Genomic DNA, 23032 nt, shown 5'->3' on the forward strand with positions numbered 1-23032 from the left:
CAACTGGCCATCCATCAGCATGTAGCTGCAGCTGTCGATCTTCTTGGTTTGTCTGCGGGACCATCATCGGCCGCCCCGGCTGAAACTAGCGAAGCAAGAGCGATGCCGGCGATTATGAGAGTACGCATTGGCTCCCTTTCCATTCGAACGCGGTACGAAATGTCTGGCGCGGGCCTAGTGCCCGCAACCGATGTCGGTTGTTAGCCACCGCGACCGACATTGGAGGAAGCATTATCCAGCCATCGCCGCGTTGCGTCGTCACTCCATCCGGGGACCGCGAAGCGCGCCCGAGAATTGACATCCGGGCTCGGACGTTCCGCCGCGGGTTGGCGCGCCCGAGAGTGACGCACCTTTGCAGCGTCGGCCGAGGTGCACAGGAGCATCAAGAAACTCACCGCCAAAACCGAGCGCATAGTTCAGCTCCAATTCCGCAACCGCCCCTATCTGATACTCCGACTGTTCCCTCACAATCTGTGCCGGCTTCACAACTACGAGAAGGAGGCGAAAGCGCGCGAGCTACTGCGCGTCGCGGGTGAGGAAACGGATATCGCTAATTCCGATCCGGGCAAGCCAGGCAGAGTACGGTTGGATGCCTCGGCCTCACACCGCAAGGCTCCGCCGGCTCTTGAGGCCGGCGGTTCTCACGGCGTGGAGGCTAATCTTCCAAGGTTAGATAGTGCAGCGATGTCGAGGGATTCAAATTGCCAACGGGCAAGGTCCTTGGCCCATCCTTCAAAAGCTCCTCCACCAGGAACTGAGCTGGCTCTTGTCCGATATGAAACCATGGTCTAGCCTCATTTGAGACTGGAATCGTAGATCAATATCTCTCCCGCGCTAGAGCGGGAGGACTGCGAGACGTGGCGAACGAGCGGCGACGTAGCGTCTATGCTGCGCAGATATTGGTCGACGGCAGTCCTGTGCGGTGCAAGGTCCGCCACCTCACGGATTCCTCTGCGATCGTCCAAATCGATAACGCGCCTTTCGTGCCCGCGGCATTTGGGCTGCGCGTTCCAGGTGCTGGCTTGGATATTGATTGCTCCGTTGTATGGCGTGATGAGCGACGTCTCGCTGTGAAGTTTCTGAACTGACCCACGTCTTTGTTGACGCGCGTCCCTAGCTTCAAGTGGGACCGTATTGAAGCCGCTGCATGCTTGCCTCAGCTGAGTTGCATCTTGGCTTTCACAAACCGCGCGCCCGCGCGATCCAACGCGGCATCGCCGCAAGGCGTGAAGCCATGCGTGTGAGGGCATGCTGTAGGCCGGTATGGGGAGGGCGTGGCAGTTTTCGGACGCAATCCGCCGTCGCAGACCGGTCGGTCCCAGTTTTACGCGCGTCTGCAAATCAAATGTTGAGGGGGTGTTGGCGCCTTAAGTCGATTGCCGTCGGGCAGTTGCGGTGCCGAGCCGGTTGCCTATCAAGCCGACCACAGCGGCTAAGATGATTACGACCACCAGTGGCGCGAAACCGAGTGCTCCGTCTCCGAGCGCAAGCCCAACTCCGAGACTCAAAATCCCACGGTCGCCCCGCTCAACCCTCGGACGTTCGACCAAAACACTTCCGGTTGCTCCTTTCCGAATTCAACAAATTGGCAATATTGTTCCCGCCATTCCACCGTTGCCTTCGGGTGCTCAGCGAGACGCCCAGTAACGACGCCTTGACCATTGTGTTCGTTATCAACGCTCTGTCCGCATGAAGGGGCCGCGCTCTGAGACCAAACGAAGGTCGGGGTCGGCGGCCACCGTCATGGACGCCTCGATCCGCAGGGGGTCTCTGGGGGACCCTAAGCTAGCATTGCCCAGGCAATGACTCCGACTGCAAAAAGGGGTGCCACTATCCAAGGATATCGCATTGCGTGCTCGCTAGTTTGGTATCAAGGTCCAGATCAGGTTGAGCAGCGCTTGCTGCTCAGGACCGTTAGCGCTGTCCAGTAGGAATTTGCCGATTTCAATGTACGAGGTCCGTCCTCCTGAGTTGGCATTCGGCCGATGCTACACGACTGGCGTGCTCGAAGGTGGTTGCGCGACAAATACCAGATGTCGCCATTGCTGCTTTCATACAGAACCCGATCGCTCATAGCGACGTAATAGCACCCGCTGTCTTCGGTTCCTTGGACATCATGCTAACTCGGACTGCGGAAGATCCTGCGGTAGCGCCTGCGCCGGGGCCACTGGAGGGGTCTGCCGGGCCCAACGCGGCCCGATCTGCCTTAATTGGAACCTCTTCCGCCATGGGCGTGTTCATCGGCGAATAACCTGCTAGGAGTGGTCGATGAACAGAATGCTTTTGTCGCTCGGGACAGCAACCTTGATGGCGATCTCTGTTGCCAACGCAACTGCGAAGGATAAGCAAAGCGAAACGTTCCTCAAGAAGGCAATCGAGGGCAATTTCGCTGAAGTGCGCATGGGAGAGCTGGCGCAGCAGAACGGCCAGAGCGATGCCGTCAAGTCGTTCGGCAGAATGCTCTCCACAGACCACGCTGCGGCCAATCAGAAGGCCTTAAATGCTGCCCAAGCATTGGGAATGAACCCACCCAGCGGGCCGAATGCGAAGCAAAAAGCCGACCATGACAAGATGGCAAGAATGTCCGGCGCAGGGTTCGACAAGATGTTCGCTACCCACATGGTCGCAGACCACCAGAAGGACATCGCCGAGTACAAGAAGGCATCTAAAACTAAGGATGCTGCCGGTGAATATGCCTCCGGCCAGATTGATACGTTGCAAAAGCACCTGGACGCCGCAAAATCGTTGAAGGCCGGTAGTTGATCCGACGCCTTCATGGAGGCGCGAAGACTACCTGCTGCGGCTGGCGAGCGTTTTAGATGATGCCGGGGCGGACCAGCAGGTGATAATTCGCGACCGGTACATCGAGTATGCGTTCGGCGGGAATGACGCGCTCGCGCTTGCAGAGGCTTAAATCTTCGCCGCGCTCATGGCTGCACATTTCATTACAATCGCATTGAGCAACAAGGCGTGTTCACCAGGTCGTATCCCGCCGGTGGCCGGGCTTAAGGTTTTAGGAACGACCGCGCAGATTCAATCTGCTTCTTTAAGCTGGAATAGCGAGATTCGACTGATGCCTGGCTACGGCCGAGTTTTGCTGCAATCTCTGTAAATGACGCTCCGCTCGCCCGCATCCGTAAAAGCATTTCGTCGTCCTCTGCGGACCAAATCGTCGAACTTTTTGGAGCCCCGGCTCGGACCATTTCCACCCCGCTGCCGATTTTTTCGCGATCAGATAAAGTAGGATCGCGATCAGGCAATTTATGGCGGCTGCATCCCGAAAACAACCGCTTACAGGTTGGGCAGTCGTCCAGGCGCACGCCGCATCGACAGTGTTACCACTGTGTCACCAGCAGGAGGGCCTCACCGCGCGTTTGGGCTGCGGTCAAGGACGCCAAGATGGAGCATTCCGGGGGGAGGGCCCCAGCCCACCCTTTGCGCAAATGCGCGTCCGCACCAGCTGCAGGCCGTGATCGACTTCAATTATGTCCCGACTGTCAATCGCGCCGGTGGAACTTAATAGCCCCTTGATCTTTGCGTTAGGCGCCGAAGTGAATAGGCAAACGATGCTCCGCTGGCTTAGCTCAGATCGTCAAAAGATCCGAATCGATCGAAAGCAGCTTGAAGCGAGAGCTCGCCGCCTGCTGCAGAGTTACCTGACGGCCAATGAGTGGCAAAAACACCAATACTATCAGGCAATCGCCGGCGCGGCTTCAGCATGTCAGCCTGGTATTGATGATCCGCGCTTAAGTAACGAGAAGCTTGCTGAATTAACCGCTCAGGCGGCGACAAAAGTCGTCCAAGTACGTAATCGGAAAGCAAAGGATGCGCACGATCATTCAGCTGTACTGATCACCGATGCATACGCAACGGTCGCAATCGCCTTTCGACGAGCGGCTTCAGCCTACTCTGCTGACAAGGAAATGGAGCAGCTGGGAACCGCCGCAGTACACCTGGTCACGATAGCGAATTCATTTATGAATGCTGAATTGAAGCGATCGCCAACAGAAATATGACTGCGGCTTCGGCAATCCGACGTCCCTCTTCGCTCTGGCGTATACTTTGCGCAAACCCTTTCTCCTAAGCTGCCTGTAAGGCTTGCTTGCACCGTCACCAACAAGAAAAGGCGGGCGGCATGTCGATTGCATTTCGAATCTTTGTTCTCTTGTCCTGTGCTTACGCCGGTTGGGAAACCCCAAGCGTTCATTCGGCGAATTGCGAGAGCCTCAGCAGCAAGGGCGTTCTCCAACCGGATAAGTAAGGAATGAACAAGACAACCCGCCACCTTGAACGTCCGCAACCAAGCCAAGTTCGGCGTGCCGACCTCGCGCCGGCCACCGGTTATGCGATGCTCGTCGATGGTCGTTTCAAGACCGAATTTCTTGATCAGGACGCCGCGACTCAAGCGGCCCTTGAACTGTTGGCCAAGTATCCCATGCTGAAGATCGAGATCTACGATGCAGCATCGAAGTCACGGACGCCCGCGAAATGGCCGCTGCGTCGCAGCATGCGTGATAACCATGTCTTCTGTTTTAATCTACCTTTAGCTTTTTACTAACAATCCAGGTCGCAAGGTCGTTGCCAAACGGAGGCGGCCTATGCCTTTGATGAAATATTTCGCATTCGTCGGCAGCGCTCTCGTCCTGTTGCTGATCGCAATCGGCTGGTGCTTCCCGCAGCAGGCGATGGGCCCCGGTTATAGTGACGTAGAGCGACCGTCCATAAGGATCAGCTCAGCCGAGCGGGCACCTGAACGGGTAATAATCGATGCCAGCTTGCCGACCATTGTGGCTCCGTCGAACATCAGTCCTTCTACATCGATGACGTCGGTGCAATCTGCTTGGCCTCTGCAGAGCGCATTGTCTGAACTCGACGTTGCCCCGAAACCGGTCACTCCGAAATCAGGCGGCGAGGTTTTGAAGCGGAAGCATGCTGCAAAAGGCGCATCTGGGAAAACGGTCCCTAACGATCGAGCAGCGAAACCGTTGAATATTATTCCCGTACCCGCAACGGGAGCGCAAATTGCCGCGCCTGATACGAGAATGTCGTTACTGGAAACACTCAAGGAGCGGCTAGGGCAGACGTTTTTCAAGCTGAACTGATGACGGTGCCGACTATGGGACCTCGACGGCGCCATTCACGGCGGAGGCGCACCCGGCTCGATTGGACCGACCTAATAGATAGACTCTGAAGATAGCATCCGACGGCAGCAAATCGGCCCCCCGCGTCGCCGGCGCGGCTGGAGCAAGCCCGCACAAAACGGCTTTAGTTCGAAAAGTCGAATAGCACCACGTCATCAGGTTCGCGGAAGCAGCAAAACCCCGCCCGCGTAAGCCCGCTTATTTGGAAGGGCGCCTTGTCCTAGAGCGGCTGAGATAGACGTCTCGATGGGCGATCGGCGGGCGATCGACGGCGAGGGACGCATTACGCCGACTTCGATACTACGAATCGTGGAAAGACGGCCCCGGATCGGGCGCTTGCGTTAAGCGGTGGCCGCTTTAGATCGCCGGCAAGCCGTTGCGGATTCAGCAGAATGCGCTAGGCAGGTTCTCCGTCCTGCTCACAAGGAGGCCTCTGACCGCGTGAACAGTGGAGGGAAGGTAAACCCTCGGCCGCAGGTCTCGGCTCCTGAGGTCGCTTTTTGAGAGCCGCCACCTTCGACCTGATTCACATAGTGAAATGCAGATGCGGGTGAAGGCGTCCGGAATCGGAGCTGCCGTTTTGTTCCTGATCACGATGAGCTCTGACGCGTATGCCGCACGGCAACACAGGCCCGGAGACTGGATCTCCTGCTCGGAGTCAGATACTACGTTGCAAGGTATTCAGCAGCGCTGGCTGAAATGTATGCCCGTAGTCAGGGTGCCACCAACGTCCAGATAGAGGGGGCGCGGCGTTGCTTGTCTTCGAACGAGACGGCCGAAACAGGGTAACAGCGATCCTACAGCGAATGAGAAGGGCCAATGAAGCCGCAGCTGTGGTCGCTTAGTGTTATGCAAAAGGCGGCGGTTTCGCCGCCAGCAGGCTTCAACTAAACCGGAGCCATATCATCGACTGGTTAGCTTTCGCACGGGAAGCCTATTTTATGATGTAGAGAGCGCGGGTGCTACGGCTCCTTGCAACGGAGCCGGCAGCTTCCGCGAAGATCACACGATTGTTTTTAGATACAGACTGGGGTCGAAATATTTGCTTGCCGGCGTGAACTCCTTGATGCCTGCATTGGCCATGAAGAAATCCGTAGACTGCTGCAGCCAGTTGGTGACCGTCCCGTCTGAATACATGCGCTTCCAATCCTTGGACGTGAACATCTTCTGCGCCTTGAATGACTCGTTGATGTCGGCCAGCGGTGTTTGGCTATAGTGGCCCTTCTGCAGTTTATCCATCGCTTCGGTGCTGTTCGCGATGATGTAGTCATTGGCATCCGCCCAACCACGGATGAGCTTCGCCAGCGTTTCCTTGTTTGGCTCGTAATAATCGTTGGCCGCCGCCCAGCCGCCGATGATAGCGGCCTTGGGATAGTAGGCTGATGCATCGGCGAGCTTTACCGCGCCTGGCACCTTGTCGCGAACCGTGACGTTGAAGGGTACCCAAAGAGCAACGGCCGGTACCGCGCCGGAGATAAAGGCGGTCACGGCGGCTGGCATAGTCTGGTTGACGAGTTCGATCTCCTTCGGATCGACCTTGTTGGCGCGAAGCGCGGTATCCAGGAACACGTGGGCAGTGGTGCCGGTCGCGGTCGCGATCCGCTTGCCCTTGAGGTCCTCAAACGACTTGATGCCCTGGTCGCCGCGAACCCAGAGCTGTGCGGTCGCGACCTCAATGTCGTTGACCAGGAACACCTTGCCCTGACCCCGAGCCGGGAAGTTCGAGAGCACGGCGCCGGTTGCGAGCACGTCGAGGCTGCCGCCGATCAGCGCCTGGAAGATCTCCAGGCCGGTGTTGAACTGTCGCAGCTCGAGATCGAGGCCCTGTTTTTCGAAGGAACCGCGATCCATGCCGGTCCAGATCTGGCCATCGACGGCGACAGTGTGAAGATAGCCGACGCGGACCTTCGTTTTCGGTTGCGCGATCGCCGGTGCCGAGGCCGTGAAGGTGCCAAGCGCAAGGCCCGCCGTCGTGCTCAGAAATTGTCTGCGATCCATGGTGTATCCTCCATTTTGCTTGTTATTCCGAGAATGATGCCGCACGCATTTGCGCCTGCTGGGCGCGATACTCGTCCATCACCAGTTGCCTGATGTAGCTTCGCAGCTCGCCGAATTCGGGCCGCTCCTGGATCGATTCATCGCGCGGATAGGCGAACGGCACGTCGATGATCTCCCTGATCCGTGCCGGCCGCGCGGTCACCACCACGATGCGGGAGGCGAGATAGATCGCCTCTTCCACGGAGTGGGTGATGAGCATGACCGTCTTGCCTTCGGTCTCCAGCACCTTGAGCAGCAGGTTCTGCATGTTGGAGCGTGTCTGGGCGTCGAGCGCGCCGAAGGGCTCATCCATCAGCAGGAATTGCGGCTTGACCGCATAGGCCCGTGCAATCGCGAGCCGTTGCCGCATGCCGCCGGACAGATGTTTCGGATAGGAGTTGGCGAAGTCGGACAGGCCCATCAAGCCAAGATAGTGATCGCAGATCGCGTCGCGCTCGGCGGTCGGAACACGGTTGGCGTTGAGCGTCAGGCCGAAGGCGATGTTCTGCTTCACGGTCAACCACGGGAATACGCCATATTCCTGGAAGATGACACCGCGCTCGGGGCCGGGACCCGCGACGGGACGTCCGTCGAACAGGACCTTGCCAGTCGTCGGCTTCTGGAAGCCCGCGAGCATGCTCATCATCGTGGTCTTGCCGCAGCCGGACGGGCCGATCACGGCAATGAAGTCGCCGTCGTTGATGTCGTAGCTGATGTCCTCGACGACATTGAGGCGGCCCTTCGCAGTCTCAAAGGACAACGAAACGTTTTCGAATCGCGCACGCTTCGTCATGCGACGACCCGATCCTGCCACACCAGCAACCGCGCCGTGATCCTGCGCAGGATCATGTCCATGATCAGGGCGATCAGGCCGATGCAGATGATGCCGACATAAATGACATCGAGCAGGAAATAGGTCGAGGCATTCTGGATCATCGCACCAAGTCCGCGCTGGGCCGCGATCAGCTCAGATGCCACCAGAGTCGCCCAGGCCACACCCAATGCCACCCGCAGCGCGGTGAGGATATGCGGCACGGTGAGGGGAATGATGACCTTGCGGAAGATTTCCGCCTGATTGGCGCCGAGCGTCTGCGCTACGCGGATGTAGAGAGGCGTGATCTGCGAGACGCCCTCATACATCACGATCACGCCGGAGAAGAATGAGGCGTAGACCAGGATGACGAGTTTCGCGACCTCGTCCACGCCGAAATAGACAATCACGAGCGGGATCAGGGCGATTGGTGGCAGCGCGCGGAAAAAGTTGATCATCGGGTCGGCGAAGGTGCGGGCCGGGCGATACCAGCCGAGCAGGAAGCCAACGGGCACCGCTGCAAGACTCCCGAGCGCGACGCCGAAGAAGACGCGTCTGGTGGAGGCGAAGATGTCGACGAGAAGGCCTTCCCTCGTGAGAAGCTCGAAGAATTTCGCGGCAACCTGGTGCGGGGCGGGGATCAGCGAGACATTGACGAAGCCGCTCCAGCGCACCGTGTACCAGAGCAGGATTGCACCGATCCACGGTATCAATCCGAGACTAAAGCGTCTCACGCCAGCTCCGTTCATTCGACGCGTCCACCCAGATTGCGGTTGATGTTTTTAGAACTCATATTATAAATAGGATGACCAGACAAGAGCGCCTTTGGTCATAGGCATCGCAGGCCTTCCCGCATGACATCGCCGCCCTTCACCATTCGCAGCGTCCAGGCTTTCGGCTATCGCTATCCGTTGACGACACACGTCATCACCTCGTTCGGGCGGATGGCGGATCGGCCAGCCGTTTTCGTTCGAGTCGAGGATACGGACGGTCACCTAGGTTGGGGCGAGGTGTGGTGCAATTTTCCAGCGCCGGGCGCCGAACATCGTGTTCGGCTGGTCAACGAGGTGCTCGCGCCGGCCCTTGTCGGATTTAAGGCGCAGGAGCCGCCGGCCGCTTTCGAGCGCCTGACGCAGGGAACCTCGGTGCTCGCGCTGCAATCCGGCGAGGCGGGTCCGTTTGCGCAGTCGATCGCCGGCATCGATCTTGCTGTCTGGGATCTCTATGCGCGCCGCCAGAACGTTGCGCTGTGGAAGTTGCTCGGCGGATCCCGGAGCAAGATCAAGGTGTACGCCAGCGGCATCAATCCGGCCGGATCAGAGCTGGCCGCGGAAGCGGCCCTCGCACGCGGCTACCGCGACCTGAAGCTGAAGGTAGGTTTTGATCCGGTGGCCGACCGCGCCAATCTGGCAGCCCTGCGGCGGCTTGTCGGCGAGGGCCTGCTCGCCGCCGACGTCAACCAGGGCTGGACCATCGCGCAGGCGCTTGAGCTTGCTCCGCAGCTGGAGGCGTTCGGCCTTGGCTGGCTCGAGGAGCCGATCCGCGCCGACCGCCCGCGGCAGGAGTGGAAGCAACTCCGCCAGATAATCAGCTTTCCGCTCGCGGCCGGCGAGAACATCGCCAGCCACGCCGGATTTGCCGAGGTGCTGGGTGAGCCGGTTCTCGGCGTGGTCCAGCCGGACATCGCGAAATGGGGTGGACTCTCGGCTTGCGCGGGCATCGCCCGCGATATCCTGCAGTCAGGCAAGATGTTCTGTCCGCACTATCTTGGTGCCGGCATCGGACTTCTCGCATCGGCCCATCTTCTGGCCGGCATCGGCGGCGACGGGCTGCTGGAAGTCGATTGCAATGAGAACCCGCTGCGCGATCGCTTCTGTGGCCCCGTGTTAGATGTCCGGGACGGCGCGATCGAACTCGGCGACGGGCCAGGTCTTGGGCTCAAGCCTGACCTTGCGTCGATCGAACAGTACCGGACCGCCTGATGTCATCGCCCGGCTACGACTACATCATCGTCGGCGCGGGCTCGGCCGGCTGCGTGGTCGCAAACCGGCTGTCGGCCGATCCCGCCTGCCGCGTGCTGCTGCTGGAAGCCGGTGGATCGGACCGGAATTTTTGGCTCAGGCTTCCGGTCGGGTACTATCGGACCATCTACAACGAACGTTTCTCGCGCCTGTTCAGGACCGAGCCGTCGGAAGGCAGCGGCGGGCGCGCCATCGTCTGGCCGCGCGGCCGTGTGCTCGGAGGGTCCTCGTCGATTAACGGCCTGATCTTCATCCGCGGCCAGCACGAGGATTTCGACGACTGGGAACGCTTTGGCGCCGATGGCTGGAGCTATCGTGACGTCCTGCCGTATTTCCGGCGCTACGAACGCTACCGCGGCGGCGAGAGCCAGTTTCACGGCGGGCTTGGGGAGTTCGAGGTCTCAGATCTCCGCAACGACAATCGAGCATCTAGGGCCTGGGTCGAGGCGGGTGTGCAGTTTGGTCTGCCATCCAATCCCGACTTCAACGGCGCAACCACGCTCGGCGTCGGCACTTACCAGCTCGGCATTGGGCGTCACTGGCGGACCAGCTCCGCCTCCGCCTTTCTTCGTCCGATTGCTGCCAGGCCCAATCTCACTATCATCACCCATGCGCAGGTCAGTAAGGTCACATTCGCAGGCCCCGTTGCGAACGGCGTCGAATGGATCAGGAAGGGGCAGGTGCACCGCGCCAGGGCCGAGCGTGAAGTCATCCTGTCCAGTGGCGCGCTGCAGTCGCCGCAGATCCTCCAGCTCTCCGGCGTCGGTCCGGCGGGTCTCCTGCGCAAGCTCGGCATTCCCGTTGTTGCGGATGCTCCGGAAGTTGGCGCCAATCTTCAGGATCACTATCAGGCCCGGCTGATCGTCCGCCTGAAGGAGCGGATCTCGCTCAACGATCAGGTCCGAAATCCCGTCGAGCTTGCGAAGATGGGCCTGCAATGGATCCTGGCAGGCAGCGGTCCGTTGACGGTCGGCGCAGGGCAGGTGGGCGGTGCAGCCTGCACCGAATACGCCGTCGGCGGCCGGCCGGACGTGCAGTTCAACGTGATGCCACTGTCGGTCGACAAGCCCGGTGAGCCCCTTCACACCTATTCCGGATTTACGGCTTCGGTCTGGCAATGCCACGGAAAGTCGCGCGGCCAGCTTGCGATCAGCTCGACCGATCCATTCGAGCAGCCGCGGATCGTGCCCAACTATTTCGCCGAAGAAATCGATCGCAAGACCATCGTTGCGGGCCTGAAGATCCTGCGCGAGATCTATCAACAGAAGGTGTTTCGTCCGCTGTGGGACGTCGAGGTGGTGCCGGGAGACGCAGCAAGAGACGACGCCGGGCTGTGGGATTTTGCGCGCAATACGGGTGGCACGGTGTTCCACTGTGTCGGGACCTGCCGTATGGGTCGGGACGAGCGAGCGGTGCTCGATCCGCAGCTGCGCGTGCGCGGCGTCGAGCGGCTCCGCGTGATCGACGCCTCGGTGATGCCGCAGATCACTTCGGCCAACACCAATGCAGCCAGCTTGATGATCGGCGAGCGTGGCGCTGCGCTGGTCATGGCCTGATGGCGCGGCCCTGAATCGGGAGGACGAGATGGAATTGAGTTCCGACAGTCACGTCCCCAAATACGCGCAGATCGCCGACATCTTCCGCCAGCGGATCGCGCGCGGCACCTGGACCCATGGCTTTCGCCTGCCAGCCAACGAGGACCTTGCGTCCGAGTTCGGCGTGTCGCGCGTCACGATCCGTCAGGCGGTCGAGCTGCTTGCCCGCGACGGCGTCATCGAGGCCCAGCAGGGACGAGGCACGTTTGTCACGGGCACCGTGCGGCAGGATCGCTGGCTCAAGGTCGAGACTACGCTGTCCGATCTTGCGGACATGTACCGCGACACCTCGCCGGAGATCATCAACATCTCGGAGAGCCGCAGTAATGCGCCGCTGCTTGCCGAAGACGGCATGCCGGCCGAGAAATACGTCTTCATGCGCCGCCTGCACTCACGCCGGAAGCTGCCTTACTGCGTGATTTCCATCTATCTCGACGAGAAGATCTTTCGCAGGTCGCCAAAGCGTTTCCGCAATGAGACCGTGATCCCGATCCTCAACGATCTCAGGGATCCCGCGATCGCCAGCGCCCGTCAGACGCTGACGATCGGCACCGCGGATCTTGAGGCGGCGCGGCTGCTGCGCGTGCCTCTGAACTCGCCCGTGGCCGAAGTCCGTCGTGTCTTCACAACGAGCGACCGCACCGTGATCTATCTCGGCGAGGTCACCTATCGCGGCGATTTCGTGCGAATCGACATGGACCTGCGGCCGTAGCGCCTATTCCGCAAGAGCGCGGAGCGGCTTTCGGGCAAGGCCACGCGCAAACCCGGACTTTGACCGTCTACCGGGAAAACATTTCCTGGTTCCGGCGCTCGAGTTCTTCGCCATAGGTCCGCAGCACGTGGGATTCGCTGAGCGTGCCGATCGCTGTGCGACTGTCGCCGGGGTCAACGACTGCAAGGACGTCTGCCTCGCTCCGCTCGAAGGCTTTCAGGATCTCCCGAACCGACGTCGTCGGAAGCAGGCATTCATCCTGTTGCTGCGCCAGCGATCCGATCGGCTCGTCGTCCCGGTTGGCGGCCGAATGCAGCGTCGCGGCGGGCATAAGTGTCGTCGGGGTCGCGCAGTACGACCTGGCGTACCAGTGCCGGCGAAAACAGCCTTTGCGCCTCGGCGATCGGCATCGTCGTCGGGGCGTTCTCGAAGTCCGTGCGCATCAGGGAGGCCGCGCTCATTTGCCTGGCCCAGCCGATGTCCTGCGGGCCACGGATGACCTCGCCACGCAAATGGAAGCGCCATGTCGCAAAGCTGTAGCCGAAAAGCTCGCGGACAATGAGCGCGCAAACGGATGATGCGACGACCGCACCAACGGTGACGGAGAAGTCGCCGGTGATTTCGAGCGCGAGACAGACCATGCTGAACGGCGCGCCCAGTACGCCGGTGCCCAGTGCAGCCAGCGCGGCAATGGCAGCGGTGCCCGGTTGCAGGGCGAGCGTAGGAAGGAGGCCGGTCAGCACGATGCTGTAGAGTTGCCCGATCAACGCGCCGAGCAGCAGCGAAGCGAAGAAAAGTCCGCCACGAAACCCAGAACCGAGCGAGATGGCTGAGGCCAGGATCTTGAACACGATGGTCGTGGTGAGCAGGAGCCAGGTCGGATTGCTGACAAGCAGGATCTGCATCGCGCCGTGGCCGGCGCCCAGCACGGTCGGCGTCAGCAGCGCAAGACCGCCGAGCAGCAAGCCTCCGAGGATCGGCCGCATAAATCCCTTGAATACCGCGATGCGCTGAAAGCACCGCTCTGAGAACGCGACTGCGAGCATGACGAGGATGCTGACGAAAGCGCAGATGACGCCGATCAGCACGGTTTGCCCAATCAGCTCGACGGACACCGGCGAGGGGAAGCCGGGCACCATCAGGAACGATTGGTGCGTCAATTGCCGCGCGACCAGCCACGCAGTAACAGCGCTTGCGGTAACGGGAACGAGTGCGGCGGAGGTATACGCGCCCAGCACGACCTCGAAGGCGTAGAAGGCGCCAGCCAGAGGTGCCGAGAACGCGGCGCTGATCGCGCCGGCGGCGCCGCAGGCGACCAGGAGCCGCATGTCGTTACGCCGGGCGGCCAGGCGCTGGCCGATATGAGAGCCGAACATCGCGCAGATCTGAGTGTAGCCAGCTTCCAGTCCGACCGATCCACCGAACCCGTTGGAGAGCAGGGTCTGGACCGAGATTAGCAAGCTGCCGCGAAACGATACCCGGCCGCCATAGAGCGCGTTGGCCTCGATGGCATCGGCGAGCTGCTGGCCCTTCACGCGCCGGGCGAAGTACAGCCCGATCAGCGCGAGGACCAGGCCACCGAGCATCGGGATCAGCAGCGTTCGTTGCCAGGAAATCACCCCAGTGGCGCTGAGATGTGCGTCGAAGGGAATATCGAACAGCAGCGCATGTGAAACCTGGCTGAGGCCCGAGATTGTGGCGACGAGAACGCCGCTGAGCAGTCCGACGACAATGGCGACCAGCACAAGGCCGGTCTCGCGATTGCGCACGAAGTTGCGCAGAAAGAGCGGCAGCAAACGGGTGCCAGGAGCTTGAGCCGGCTTAGCGGCATGTGGGGCTGGCGCCATGCTATGCCGGATCCCGCGGCGGTTCAGCGCGCACGACACGGAAGCCGATGTTACTCGATGACGAATCGGGTGAATTGGAACTTCGCGCCGCGACGCGGTAGCGGTTGCAGTAGGATGCGTGGCAAAGGAAGGATCCGCCGCGCATCGAGCGGTTCGGGGCTAGTTCGCGGGTCAAGGGATCGTGAGATGTTGTGAGGCGGTGATAACTCGGCGAAAAATAGTCCTCACACCATTCCCAGACATTTCCGGCGACATTGTGCAGGCCATATCCGTTCGGCGCAAAGGCGTGGACGGGCGACGTGCCGAGATAGCCGTCGTCCAGAGTGTTGTGGCTTGGAAAATCGCCCTGCCAGATGTTGCAGCGGTGCTCGCCGCCGGGCTGAAGCTCATTGCCCCATGGATAGGTCGCGCTGTCGAGGCCGCCACGCGCGGCCATCTCCCATTCCGCTTCGGTCGGAAGCCGCGTGCCCGACCACGCACAATAGGCCTGAGCGTCATTCCAGGAGATATGGACGACCGGATGATCGAGCCGGTCCAGAATGTTGCTCGACGGGCCCTCCGGTTGCGCCCAGTAAGCATGCAACACCCGAATCCACCAGGGCGTTTCGCGAACGCGCGCCGTTTGCGCGGTGCGCGTCTCTTCCGGCAGGAGCCCCTCGAAGACGAAACTCCAGCCGTAGCGTTCGGCTTCGGTTGTGTAGCCTGTGGCACGGACGAAGTCGCCGAACTGCAGGTTGCTTACGGCGTGGCAGGCAATAGCGAACGGCGACAGCGTGACGGGCCGCACCGGGCCTTCGCCATCTTCAACGAAGCCCCGGTCGGCAGATCCCATGTGGAAGGTCCCCCCAATCGGTGAGCTCCAGCGGCGCGGAATCGCAGTTGAACTCGGAACGATCACCGGTTGTGCATCATCGGCCGACGCCGGGCCTTTGCCGGTGGCGCCTTGCGAGCAGCAATGCGAACGGTCCTTCGTCATGTCCTACGTCTGCTTTTCTTCCTCCCAGAAGGCCGTGCCGCCCTCGGCCTTCATCAGTTCGAGAATCTTCTCGCGCGGGATCACGCCGCAGCGATTGGCCCATTGCTGATACTGCGCCGCCATCTCGCGGACGCGATCCGGATGCTGCGCAGCCAGATCGTTCATCTCGGTGCGATCGGTTTCCATGTCGTAGAGTTCCCAGGGGCCGGGATATTTCCGCACCAGCTTCCACTTGCCGGTACGCACAGCCGCATTGCCTTCGTGCTCCCAGAACAGCGGGCCCCGATTGCCATAAGCCGCTCCGAATGATGGCACCAGGCTCTCGCCCTCGCAGGGCAAAATAGTGTTGCCGTTGTATTCACTGGGGTAGGTAGCACCGGTGACGTCGAGAATGGTCGCCATCACATCGGTGAGCTGGCTTGGATTGTGCCGCAGGCCGCCCTTTTCGGAGATGCCGCGCGGCCAATGCACAATGAACGGCGTGGCGATACCGCCCTCGTGAACCCAGTGCTTGTAGAGCCGGAACGGGGTGTTGGAGAGATTGGCCCAGGCGGTGCCGTAGCTCTGGTAGGTGTCCTCGCCGCCGGGCATAAGGCTTGGATCGTTGCCGAAACGCACCGGCCTGCCGTCGCGAGTCTTTGCCTGCGCGATCATGAGTTGGTCGACCAGCTCCTTCGCAGTGACGCCTTCCGGAATGTCCTCGGCGCAGGCGCCGTTGTCCGAGAGGAAGATGATCAGCGTGTTGTCCATCTGGCCGGTTTCTTCCAGCGCCTTCAGGATACGCCCGATGCCCTGGTCCATCCGGTCGATCTGGGCTGCGTACACCTCCATGCAGCGCAGCGTCCATTCGCGCTGCTCGGCGTCGGTCCACGCGGGCTGGGTTGGATCGCGGTCGGTCAGGCGCCAGTTCGGATGGATGATGCCGTCCTCGACGAGGCGCTTTAGGCGCTCCTCGCGCAGCTTGTCCCAGCCGACGTCAAATCGGCCCCTGTATTTTGCTATGTCCTCGTCATGGGCGTGGAGCGGCCAGTGCGGGGCAGTGTAGGCGACGTACTGAAAGAAAGGCGCGTCGGGCTTTTCCGCCCTGTGCTGACGAATGAAGGCGGCCGCCTGATCGCTGATCGCATCCGTATAGAAGAAGGACGGATCCTTGACGGCCTCGTATTCAATATTGTCGTTGCCGCGGGTCAGCGTATTCGGGTGATAAAAGCTACCAGCGCCGATGATCGTGCCATAGAAATGGTCGAAGCCGCGCTGCATCGGCCAGGCGTCGGTCGGCTCGGTGAGGCTGCTGGCAATATGCCACTTGCCGCTGAGATAGCTCGTGTAGTTCCTGCTCTTGAGCGCTTCAGCGATCGTCACGCAGCTCTTGTTCAGATTGCCGGCATAGCCTTCCGGACCGTTGCTGTAGGTGAGGATGCCGATGCCGGTCTGGTGCGGATGCAGGCCGGTGAGCAGCGAGGCGCGAGACGGGCTGCAGCGCGCGGTGTTGTAGAACTGTGAGTAGCGCAGCCCGTTCGCCGCAAGACGATCGAGGTTCGGCGTCTGGATCTCGCCGCCGTAACAGCCAATGTCCGAAAAGCCCATGTCGTCGTTGAGGATGAGCAGGATGTTGGGGCTATCAGGAGTCTTTGCGCCATTCGGCATGTTTGTGTCCTCGTTATTGACGTGTGGCGTCTTAGTGGCGGCGCGTCAGGCTGATGCTGAGGCGGAAATAGTTTGGCAGGTAGACCGCGCGCAGAAGCTCCAGCGCCCGTCCGTCCTTTCCGAAGGTGACGCGCTCGATCGCAAGCAGGGGGGACCCGACCTTCACGCCGAGCAGTTTTGCGCTGCCGGTGTCGGCAAGATCGGCGCTGATGGTCTGCTGTGCGTCCTTAATGGCGAAGCCGAGTTCGTCCTCGAAAACGCGATACATAATGATCGATATCAGATCCCGCTTCTCGAGCTCGAGACCGATGTCCGGCGGATAGAAGGCGTGCTCGATCGCGATTGGCGTCTCATCTGCGAGCCGCAGACGCTTGAGTTGCCAGACGGCGCGCTCGCGCAGCTGATCGCGAACGGCGGCGTCGTGGCGATTGGTCATACCTTGCTGCAAAATCCTGGCGCCGGCATGGTAGCCGGCGTCCCGGATGGTCTCCGAAAAGCCCATGAGGCGGCCGACCCAGTTCTCGGGCTGGTTCGAGCGCAGGAATGTGCCGCGGCCGCGTGAGCGGTCGAACATGCCTTCGTTCACCAACGGCGCAATGGCATTGCGGATGGTGATGCGGCTGACGCTGAAATGACGGCCGAGCTCGGCCTCGGTCATCAGACGGCCAGTTGCGTCAATCAGCTTGCCGTCGCGAACCTGACTGCGAATGGACTCGCGAATCTGGACGTGCAGGGGCGTCGAGCCTTCCGCGACGACATCGCTGCCGAGCGGAGCGGGTTTCTTCTTGCGGGTTTGAACAGCCATGGTGTCAGAGCCGCATACGGGTCGTGGGATCAAACAAGTGAATGTCCTGGGGACGGGCGGTGATCGAGATGGTCTCGCCTTCGCCGGGAATGTTGCCGTCGCTGACCCGCATGCGGATCATGGTGCCGGCGCAGTCGAGATCGAGCACGGCGGTATCTCCGAGGTCCTCGATCAGGTCGACGCGCGCGCCGAGTCCGCCCTCAGTCATGCGCAGGGCGCCAGGTCGAAGCCCGACCACCACATCACGCTCGCCCGCGGTTGTGGCCGTCGTCTTGAGACGATGCCCGGCAATGATCACGTCGCCGTCGACATAGCGGGCGGGCACGAGGTTCATCGGGGGATTGCCGATGAAGCCAGCAATGTCGATCGAGTTCGGACGCGCGAACACCTCCGCGGGCGTGCCGATCTGCTGGATCTCACCTGACATGAACACCGCCATGCGGTCGGCCAGCGTCATGGCCTCTTCCTGGTCATGAGTGACGTAGACCGCGGTGACGCCCAGCGAGCGCTGCAACTTCTTTAACTCGGCCCGGGTCTCCAGCCGGAGTTTCGCATCGAGATTGGACAGGGGCTCGTCGAGCAGGAACAGGCGAGCCTTGCGCACAATGGCGCGAGCGAGTGCGCAGCGCTGCTGCTGACCGCCCGAGAGCTGGCCCGGCTTCCGGTCTAAAAGGTGGTCGATCTTCACTTTTCTTGCCGCTTCTTGCACGGCGGACGCAATCTCGGCCTTTGGCAGCCTGGCCATCTCAAGCGGGAAGGCGATGTTCTCTGCGACCGTCATGTGCGGATAGAGCGCGTAGCTTTGAAATACCATGGCGATGTCACGATCGCGCGCGTCAGTCGAGGTGACGTCCTTGTCGTCGATCAGCACGCGGCCGGCGGACGGCGCATCCAGGCCGGCGAGAATGCGCAGTGTGGTGCTCTTGCCCGAACCAGAGGGGCCGAGCAGCGCGAAGAACTCGCCCGGCTTGATGTCGAAATTGATGCCCTTGAGCGCGGCGAACTCGCCGTGCATCTTGACGATGTTGCGAAAACTGACCTGACCCTGGCCGCTCATCGGCGCCCTCCGCCTTTGACTGCACCGACCGTCAGGCCCTTAACGATATGCTTCTGTGCGACCACGCCGAGCACGACGACAGGCAGCATGGCAAGGACCGAGACCGCTGCGAGCTTGGCCCACAGCGTCTGCTCGACGGAGACAAAATTGAACATGGCTACCGTGACCGGCCGCACTGTGTTGCCGCTGAGCACAACGGCGAACAGGAATTCATTCCACGCATTGAGGAACACAAACACGACGGTTACTGCGATGCCGCCGCGGACCTGCGGAATGATGATGCGCCACAGCGTCTTGAGCCTGCTGGCGCCGTCGAGATAGGCGGCTTCCTCCATCTCGAAGGGAATGTCCTCGAAATAGGAGACCAGTAGCCAGATCGCGAACGGCAGGGAGAACGACAGATAAATCAGGATGATGCCCTGATAGGTGTCGATCCAGCCGATGTTCCGCAGCACCAGGAAGTAGGGGATGATGATGCCGACTGGTGGCAGCATCTGGGTTGCCAATACGTAGAAGCCCGCGAACTTCTTGCCGCGAAAGCGCAGGCGCGCCAGCGCATAGGCCGCGGGCACCGCCATCAACATGGTGGCGATAGTAGTGCCGACCGAGATGATGGCACTCGAAAGGAGGTTCGGGAGGATCGATCCGGAGCCTAACAGTACGTCGCGATAGGCCTCCAACGTCGGCGAGAAAACCAGCTTGGGCGGATAGGCGAGCACGTCGGAATCGGTCTTGAGCGAATTCAGCACGCTCCAGATGATCGGGAACGCCCAGGCCAGCAGGAAGACCATGGAAATCGCGAGCAGGGCGATGGCGCGGAGGCGCTTTGCCGTCACTTCGCCCTCCGCAGGGCAAACAGGATGCCGGAGATGATGATGGTCACGATCAGCAGTGCCACCGCCAGCGCCGCACCGTACCCGATTGACAACTCAGTGAAGGATTTCCTGTAGGCATAGAGATTGAGGATCTCGGTCGCGGTTCCGGGGCCACCGCCGGTGACGGTGAAGATCGCAGCAAACGCGGTCAGCGCCACCATCGTCCGCATGATGATGACCATGACGATCGCGGGCCGCAGCAAGGGCAGTGTGATGCGGCGGAAGCGCTGCCAGGCCGAGGCCCGATCGAGCCGCGCGGCCTCATAGATGTCCTCGGGGAGTGAGGCCAGCGAAGCCAGCAGCACCATGAACGCGAACGGCGTCCATTGCCAGGTATGGATTGCGATCACCGAGACCATCGCAAGCCTGGGATCGCCGAGCCAGTTCTTGCTGCCGAGACCGGCGTTGATGGCGAGGAAGTCGACGATGCCGAATTCCGGTGCCAGCATGAAAGTGCGCCAGATCATGCCGACCACGGCCGGCGACAGCACCACGGGCAAAATGGCGATGACCCTGAACCAGCCCTGGCCGCGCTTCATGTCCATGACTAGCAAGGCGAGCGCCAGGCCGATGATGACCTGAAGCGCGACGGTCGAGCCGGTGTAGACGAGGCTCACCAGCAGCGAGGTCCAGAAGCGCTCGTCGGAGAACAGCACCTGGTAGTTCTCGAATCCGACGAAGCCATTGGTGAACGGCATCGCCAGATCCATCCGGAACGTGCTGGTATAGACCAGGAAGAGCAGCGGGAACGTCGTCGTGGCGAGCAGGGCGAGAAACGCCGGTGCAAGCAGGGCCGCTGCGAACCGGCGCTCGCGCTGCGCCAAGACCCGACCGAAATCGCTGCGAGGCACCTCGCTCGCGATCTCGACTGATGTCACCACTGTCGTAGCCATAGATCAGCCGCGCATCATCGGTTCGATACGGCGCTGCGCATCGTCGAGTGCGGCCTTGACTGTGGCCTGGCCGGAGAGGGCCGACTGGATCGCGGTCGCCATGGTGTCGCCGATCGCCGGCCATTGCGGTACGCGCGGACGCCAGTCGACGTCGGTGTCCTCCTGCAGGGCGCCCATCGTGGCTTCGACGAAATTCTCACCAAAGCCGTTCATCAGCTTGATGTAGTCGGGATCCTTCCAGACTGAGGTGCGGTTGACGCCGGAGCGCTTGGTCGGACCTGCAAAACGATGCGCGGTGCGGGCCTGGGTTTCGGCGCTCGCGGCCCACTGGATAAAAAGCCAGGTCGCCTTTCGCTTCTTTTCCGGCAGCGCGGAATTGATCGGAAAACCCCAATTCCAGATCGAGGTGGTGCGCTTGCCCGATGGGCCCTTCGGCCAGCGCGCATAGGCGACCTTGCCGATGACTTTGGACTTCTCGGGATTGTTGACGACCGAGGCCGACGAATGTGCGTCGATGTAGCTGGCGACGGTGCCTTGCGAGAAGGCGTCGGCGATATCCGGCCAGTTCCAGTTCGCCGCCGCCGTCGGCGCGTACTTCTTCATGATGTCGATATACCAGGCGAGCGCCGCCTCGGCCTCGGGGCCATTGACGGTGAGCTTGCCGCCCTTCATCCAGTCGCCGCCAAACTCTCGGAAAATCGACGGATAGATGTACATGTTCTGGCCGGCACCGGCGACGCCGCGCAACGCTGCGCCCCAGACGCGATCGTTCGGCGTGTTCAGCGCCGCGGCGTTCGTCATGTAGGCTTCCAGCGTGTCGGCCGGCTTCAGGCCTTTCGCTTCGTAGAGGTCCTTCCGGTAGACTTGGATGGTGACCTCGCCGTCATAGGGCATGCCGTAGAGCTTGCCGTCGATGCCGTTGGCGCTGCGCCAGGCCGGAATGATGTCGTCGAGCTTGAACCAGGCCTGATCGGTCAGCGATTTGTCGTTCAGATAAGTGTCGAGCGGCTCAACCCACTTGTTCGCGGCGTAGAGCGCATAATACATCGGATCCGCGGCGTGGGTCGCGTAGGTGCCGGTTTTCGAGGTCAGGTCGATGACGCTCTTCTGCCGGATCTGCGCCGGCGGAATTTTTTCGAAACGGACGTCGATGCCGGTGAGCGCCTTGAACTGCGGCGCCAGCGTGATGAGGTTTTCGAAATAGCTCGCCGGGATCACCGCGACGGTGATGGTCTCGCCGGAGACCTGCTGCCAGTCGATCTGCGCGGATTTGTAAGGCGCAAGGTCAATGTCCTGCGCGGACGCGTGCCGCAAAATTCCGGGTCCAAACGTCGCCAGCGCAGCAGCCGCGGTTCCGGTTTTGAGTAGCGTTCGTCGTGTCGGCCTGAATGACGTCATACTGTCCTCCCGAAATCCGGATTTTTCCTCCGGTTAGTCAGAACATTTGCCGAAATGTTATAACAAGTCAACCGCGGCAAGGCTGCCGCTGGTCATTGACATTGGAACGTCATCTTGCGCCGCTCGGAACTCCGGCGCTCGCTTCCTGACCAGAGATAGTTCGAACCCGACGATGCGCCGCTTGACGTATCCGTCGATGTCCAGCTCGCGCGACGTCAGCCTGCGAGAAACCCGCCATGCACAGCAACGACGGTACCGGTCGCATATTGCGACGCCGGCATGCAGAGGAACGCGACGGCGCCGGCAATATCTTCCGGCCGTCCCCACCGATTGAACGCGGTGCGGTCGGCGATCCGCTGGTAATGCGCGAGATCAGTCCGGCCGGCGGCGTTGATCGCGGTCTCGATATAGCCGGGCGCCAACCGCGTTGACACGAATGCCCTCTTCGGCCCACTTCAAGGCCAGTGCCTTGGTCAACATCACGACGCCCCCTTACTGGGGCAATAGGCCGGGATGCGCGGCAGCGCGAAACCACGTTCATCGAGGCGATGTTGACGATCGATCCGTTCGACTCCGCAAACAGCGCGCGAAAAGCCATGCAGGTCCGGAAGGTGCCGGTGAGATTGACGTCGAGAAATCTTCACGAAAGTCTCGATCTCGAATTCCTTGTCGCGGGCGAGAATCCCGGCGCAATTTGACGAGCGAGTCGACCCGCTTGTGCTTGTTGGCGAAGAATTTGACGGCCGCATCCTCGGTGACGTCGAGCGTCCCGAGCGTGAAGCCAGCGCGCGGCTTGAGGAGTGTGCGGGCGAGATCGGCATCGTTGGCGCCGGTTGCGGTCATCGTCGCGCCGAGATCGCAAAACTGGTTGCTGATTGCTGCGCCGATCGCCGGCGCCGCCGATTACGATCGCATGAAAGCGGGGGGCGAGAGCGAAATTCAAACTCATCGGGACTGTCTCACTTCAGGGATTTTGGAGGCGGCGCCGTCGACTCGCGGACCGCCAGTGAAAAATCGATCTCGCGGTGCATGATGGCCTGCTCGCCGGCGCGGCTGCGCACTAGATATTCGCCGGCTCGTTGCCAGGTTTCTCCAGTCGGAACGTGAATCGTGGTCAGGCTCGGTCGCAGATGGCGGCTCCAGTCGAGATCGTCGAACCCAACGACCGACAGATCGCGTGGTACCGAAAAGCCGCTGCCCCTCTTTCATCATCTCGA

At 61.1% G+C, this 23032-nt stretch carries 21 protein-coding genes and 1 pseudogene; 7 read left to right on the forward strand and 15 right to left on the reverse strand.

Annotated elements, in window-relative coordinates; genetic code table 11:
• Positions 1-2268: 2268 nt before the first annotated feature.
• The 4 genes from ACIPUD_RS15215 to ACIPUD_RS15230 all read left to right on the forward strand — a co-directional run bounded on the left by ACIPUD_RS15215 (position 2269) and on the right by ACIPUD_RS15230 (position 5102).
• Positions 2269-2763: a DUF4142 domain-containing protein gene (locus ACIPUD_RS15215; RefSeq protein ID WP_377789477.1), complete on the forward strand. Its 495-nt coding sequence runs from the start codon at positions 2269-2271 to the stop codon at positions 2761-2763.
• 722 nt (positions 2764-3485) lie between these two features.
• Positions 3486-4016, forward strand: coding sequence for a hypothetical protein (locus ACIPUD_RS15220; RefSeq protein WP_377831272.1), 531 nt, complete (start codon positions 3486-3488; stop codon positions 4014-4016).
• A gap of 248 nt (positions 4017-4264) precedes the next feature.
• The gene (locus ACIPUD_RS15225) at positions 4265-4558 is read left to right on the forward strand and encodes a hypothetical protein (protein WP_446481005.1); all 294 of its coding nucleotides are present in this window, start codon (positions 4265-4267) and stop codon (positions 4556-4558) included.
• Between the two features lie 40 nt (positions 4559-4598).
• Positions 4599-5102, forward strand: coding sequence for a hypothetical protein (locus ACIPUD_RS15230; RefSeq protein ID WP_377831274.1), 504 nt, complete (start codon positions 4599-4601; stop codon positions 5100-5102).
• Positions 5103-6143: 1041 nt separating this feature from the next.
• Here the strand turns inward: ACIPUD_RS15230 and ACIPUD_RS15235 are convergent.
• Genes ACIPUD_RS15235 through ACIPUD_RS15245 form a run of 3 tightly spaced genes read right to left on the reverse strand, consistent with a single transcriptional unit; the run spans position 6144 to position 8738 of the window.
• Positions 6144-7139: an ABC transporter substrate-binding protein gene (locus ACIPUD_RS15235; RefSeq protein ID WP_446481006.1), complete on the reverse strand. Its 996-nt coding sequence runs from the start codon at positions 7137-7139 to the stop codon at positions 6144-6146.
• Positions 7140-7161: 22 nt separating this feature from the next.
• Positions 7162-7971 carry an ABC transporter ATP-binding protein gene (locus ACIPUD_RS15240; protein WP_377831278.1) on the reverse strand — a complete coding sequence of 270 codons (810 nt, stop codon included), beginning with the start codon at positions 7969-7971 and terminating at the stop codon, positions 7162-7164.
• Complete coding sequence (locus ACIPUD_RS15245) at positions 7968-8738, reverse strand: ABC transporter permease (RefSeq protein WP_446481007.1); 771 nt, start codon at positions 8736-8738, stop codon at positions 7968-7970. Before ACIPUD_RS15245 ends, ACIPUD_RS15240 begins: the two co-directional genes overlap by 4 nt.
• 105 nt (positions 8739-8843) lie before the next feature.
• Between ACIPUD_RS15245 and ACIPUD_RS15250 the strand changes: the two genes are divergently transcribed.
• Genes ACIPUD_RS15250 through ACIPUD_RS15260 form a run of 3 tightly spaced genes read left to right on the forward strand, consistent with a single transcriptional unit; the run spans position 8844 to position 12317 of the window.
• The gene (locus tag ACIPUD_RS15250; RefSeq protein WP_446481008.1) at positions 8844-9971 is read left to right on the forward strand and encodes a mandelate racemase/muconate lactonizing enzyme family protein; all 1128 of its coding nucleotides are present in this window, start codon (positions 8844-8846) and stop codon (positions 9969-9971) included.
• Positions 9971-11566, forward strand: coding sequence for a GMC family oxidoreductase (locus ACIPUD_RS15255; RefSeq protein ID WP_377831283.1), 1596 nt, complete (start codon positions 9971-9973; stop codon positions 11564-11566). The genes ACIPUD_RS15250 and ACIPUD_RS15255 overlap by 1 nt, the downstream gene beginning before the upstream one ends.
• Positions 11567-11594: 28 nt before the next feature.
• Positions 11595-12317, forward strand: coding sequence for a GntR family transcriptional regulator (locus ACIPUD_RS15260; protein ID WP_377831284.1), 723 nt, complete (start codon positions 11595-11597; stop codon positions 12315-12317).
• 67 nt (positions 12318-12384) lie between these two features.
• Here the strand turns inward: ACIPUD_RS15260 and ACIPUD_RS15265 are convergent, their stop codons facing one another.
• The 12 genes and pseudogenes from ACIPUD_RS15265 to ACIPUD_RS15320 form a co-directional block, all read right to left on the reverse strand.
• Positions 12385-12648, reverse strand: coding sequence for a hypothetical protein (locus ACIPUD_RS15265; protein ID WP_446481125.1), 264 nt, complete (start codon positions 12646-12648; stop codon positions 12385-12387).
• The gene (locus tag ACIPUD_RS15270; protein ID WP_446481009.1) at positions 12572-14164 is read right to left on the reverse strand and encodes a chloride channel protein; all 1593 of its coding nucleotides are present in this window, start codon (positions 14162-14164) and stop codon (positions 12572-12574) included. The genes ACIPUD_RS15265 and ACIPUD_RS15270 overlap by 77 nt, the downstream gene beginning before the upstream one ends.
• 1 nt (position 14165) lies before the next feature.
• Positions 14166-15140: a formylglycine-generating enzyme family protein gene (locus tag ACIPUD_RS15275; protein WP_446481010.1), complete on the reverse strand. Its 975-nt coding sequence runs from the start codon at positions 15138-15140 to the stop codon at positions 14166-14168.
• 3 nt (positions 15141-15143) lie between these two features.
• Complete coding sequence (locus ACIPUD_RS15280) at positions 15144-16787, reverse strand: arylsulfatase (protein ID WP_377831288.1); 1644 nt, start codon at positions 16785-16787, stop codon at positions 15144-15146.
• Between the two features lie 31 nt (positions 16788-16818).
• The gene (locus ACIPUD_RS15285) at positions 16819-17592 is read right to left on the reverse strand and encodes a GntR family transcriptional regulator (protein WP_377831289.1); all 774 of its coding nucleotides are present in this window, start codon (positions 17590-17592) and stop codon (positions 16819-16821) included.
• Positions 17593-17596: 4 nt separating this feature from the next.
• Positions 17597-18649, reverse strand: a complete 1053-nt coding sequence (locus tag ACIPUD_RS15290) for an ABC transporter ATP-binding protein (protein WP_446481011.1) — start codon at positions 18647-18649, stop codon at positions 17597-17599.
• The gene (locus ACIPUD_RS15295; RefSeq protein ID WP_446481012.1) at positions 18646-19485 is read right to left on the reverse strand and encodes a carbohydrate ABC transporter permease; all 840 of its coding nucleotides are present in this window, start codon (positions 19483-19485) and stop codon (positions 18646-18648) included. The genes ACIPUD_RS15290 and ACIPUD_RS15295 overlap by 4 nt, the downstream gene beginning before the upstream one ends.
• Complete coding sequence (locus ACIPUD_RS15300; RefSeq protein ID WP_446481013.1) at positions 19482-20417, reverse strand: carbohydrate ABC transporter permease; 936 nt, start codon at positions 20415-20417, stop codon at positions 19482-19484. The genes ACIPUD_RS15295 and ACIPUD_RS15300 overlap by 4 nt, the downstream gene beginning before the upstream one ends.
• 3 nt (positions 20418-20420) lie before the next feature.
• A complete protein-coding gene (locus ACIPUD_RS15305) occupies positions 20421-21815 on the reverse strand; it encodes an ABC transporter substrate-binding protein (RefSeq protein WP_446481014.1) in 1395 nt (464 codons plus the stop codon).
• Positions 21816-22030: 215 nt separating this feature from the next.
• Positions 22031-22249, reverse strand: coding sequence for an SDR family oxidoreductase (locus ACIPUD_RS15310; RefSeq protein ID WP_446481015.1), 219 nt, complete (start codon positions 22247-22249; stop codon positions 22031-22033).
• 103 nt (positions 22250-22352) lie between these two features.
• The gene (locus ACIPUD_RS15315) at positions 22353-22658 is read right to left on the reverse strand and encodes a hypothetical protein (protein ID WP_446481016.1); all 306 of its coding nucleotides are present in this window, start codon (positions 22656-22658) and stop codon (positions 22353-22355) included.
• 116 nt (positions 22659-22774) lie between these two features.
• A pseudogene (locus ACIPUD_RS15320) lies at positions 22775-22999 on the reverse strand (substrate-binding domain-containing protein); the annotation flags it as partial.
• Between the last annotated feature and the right edge of the window lie 33 nt (positions 23000-23032).

The organism is Bradyrhizobium sp. CAR08, assembly GCF_052871955.1.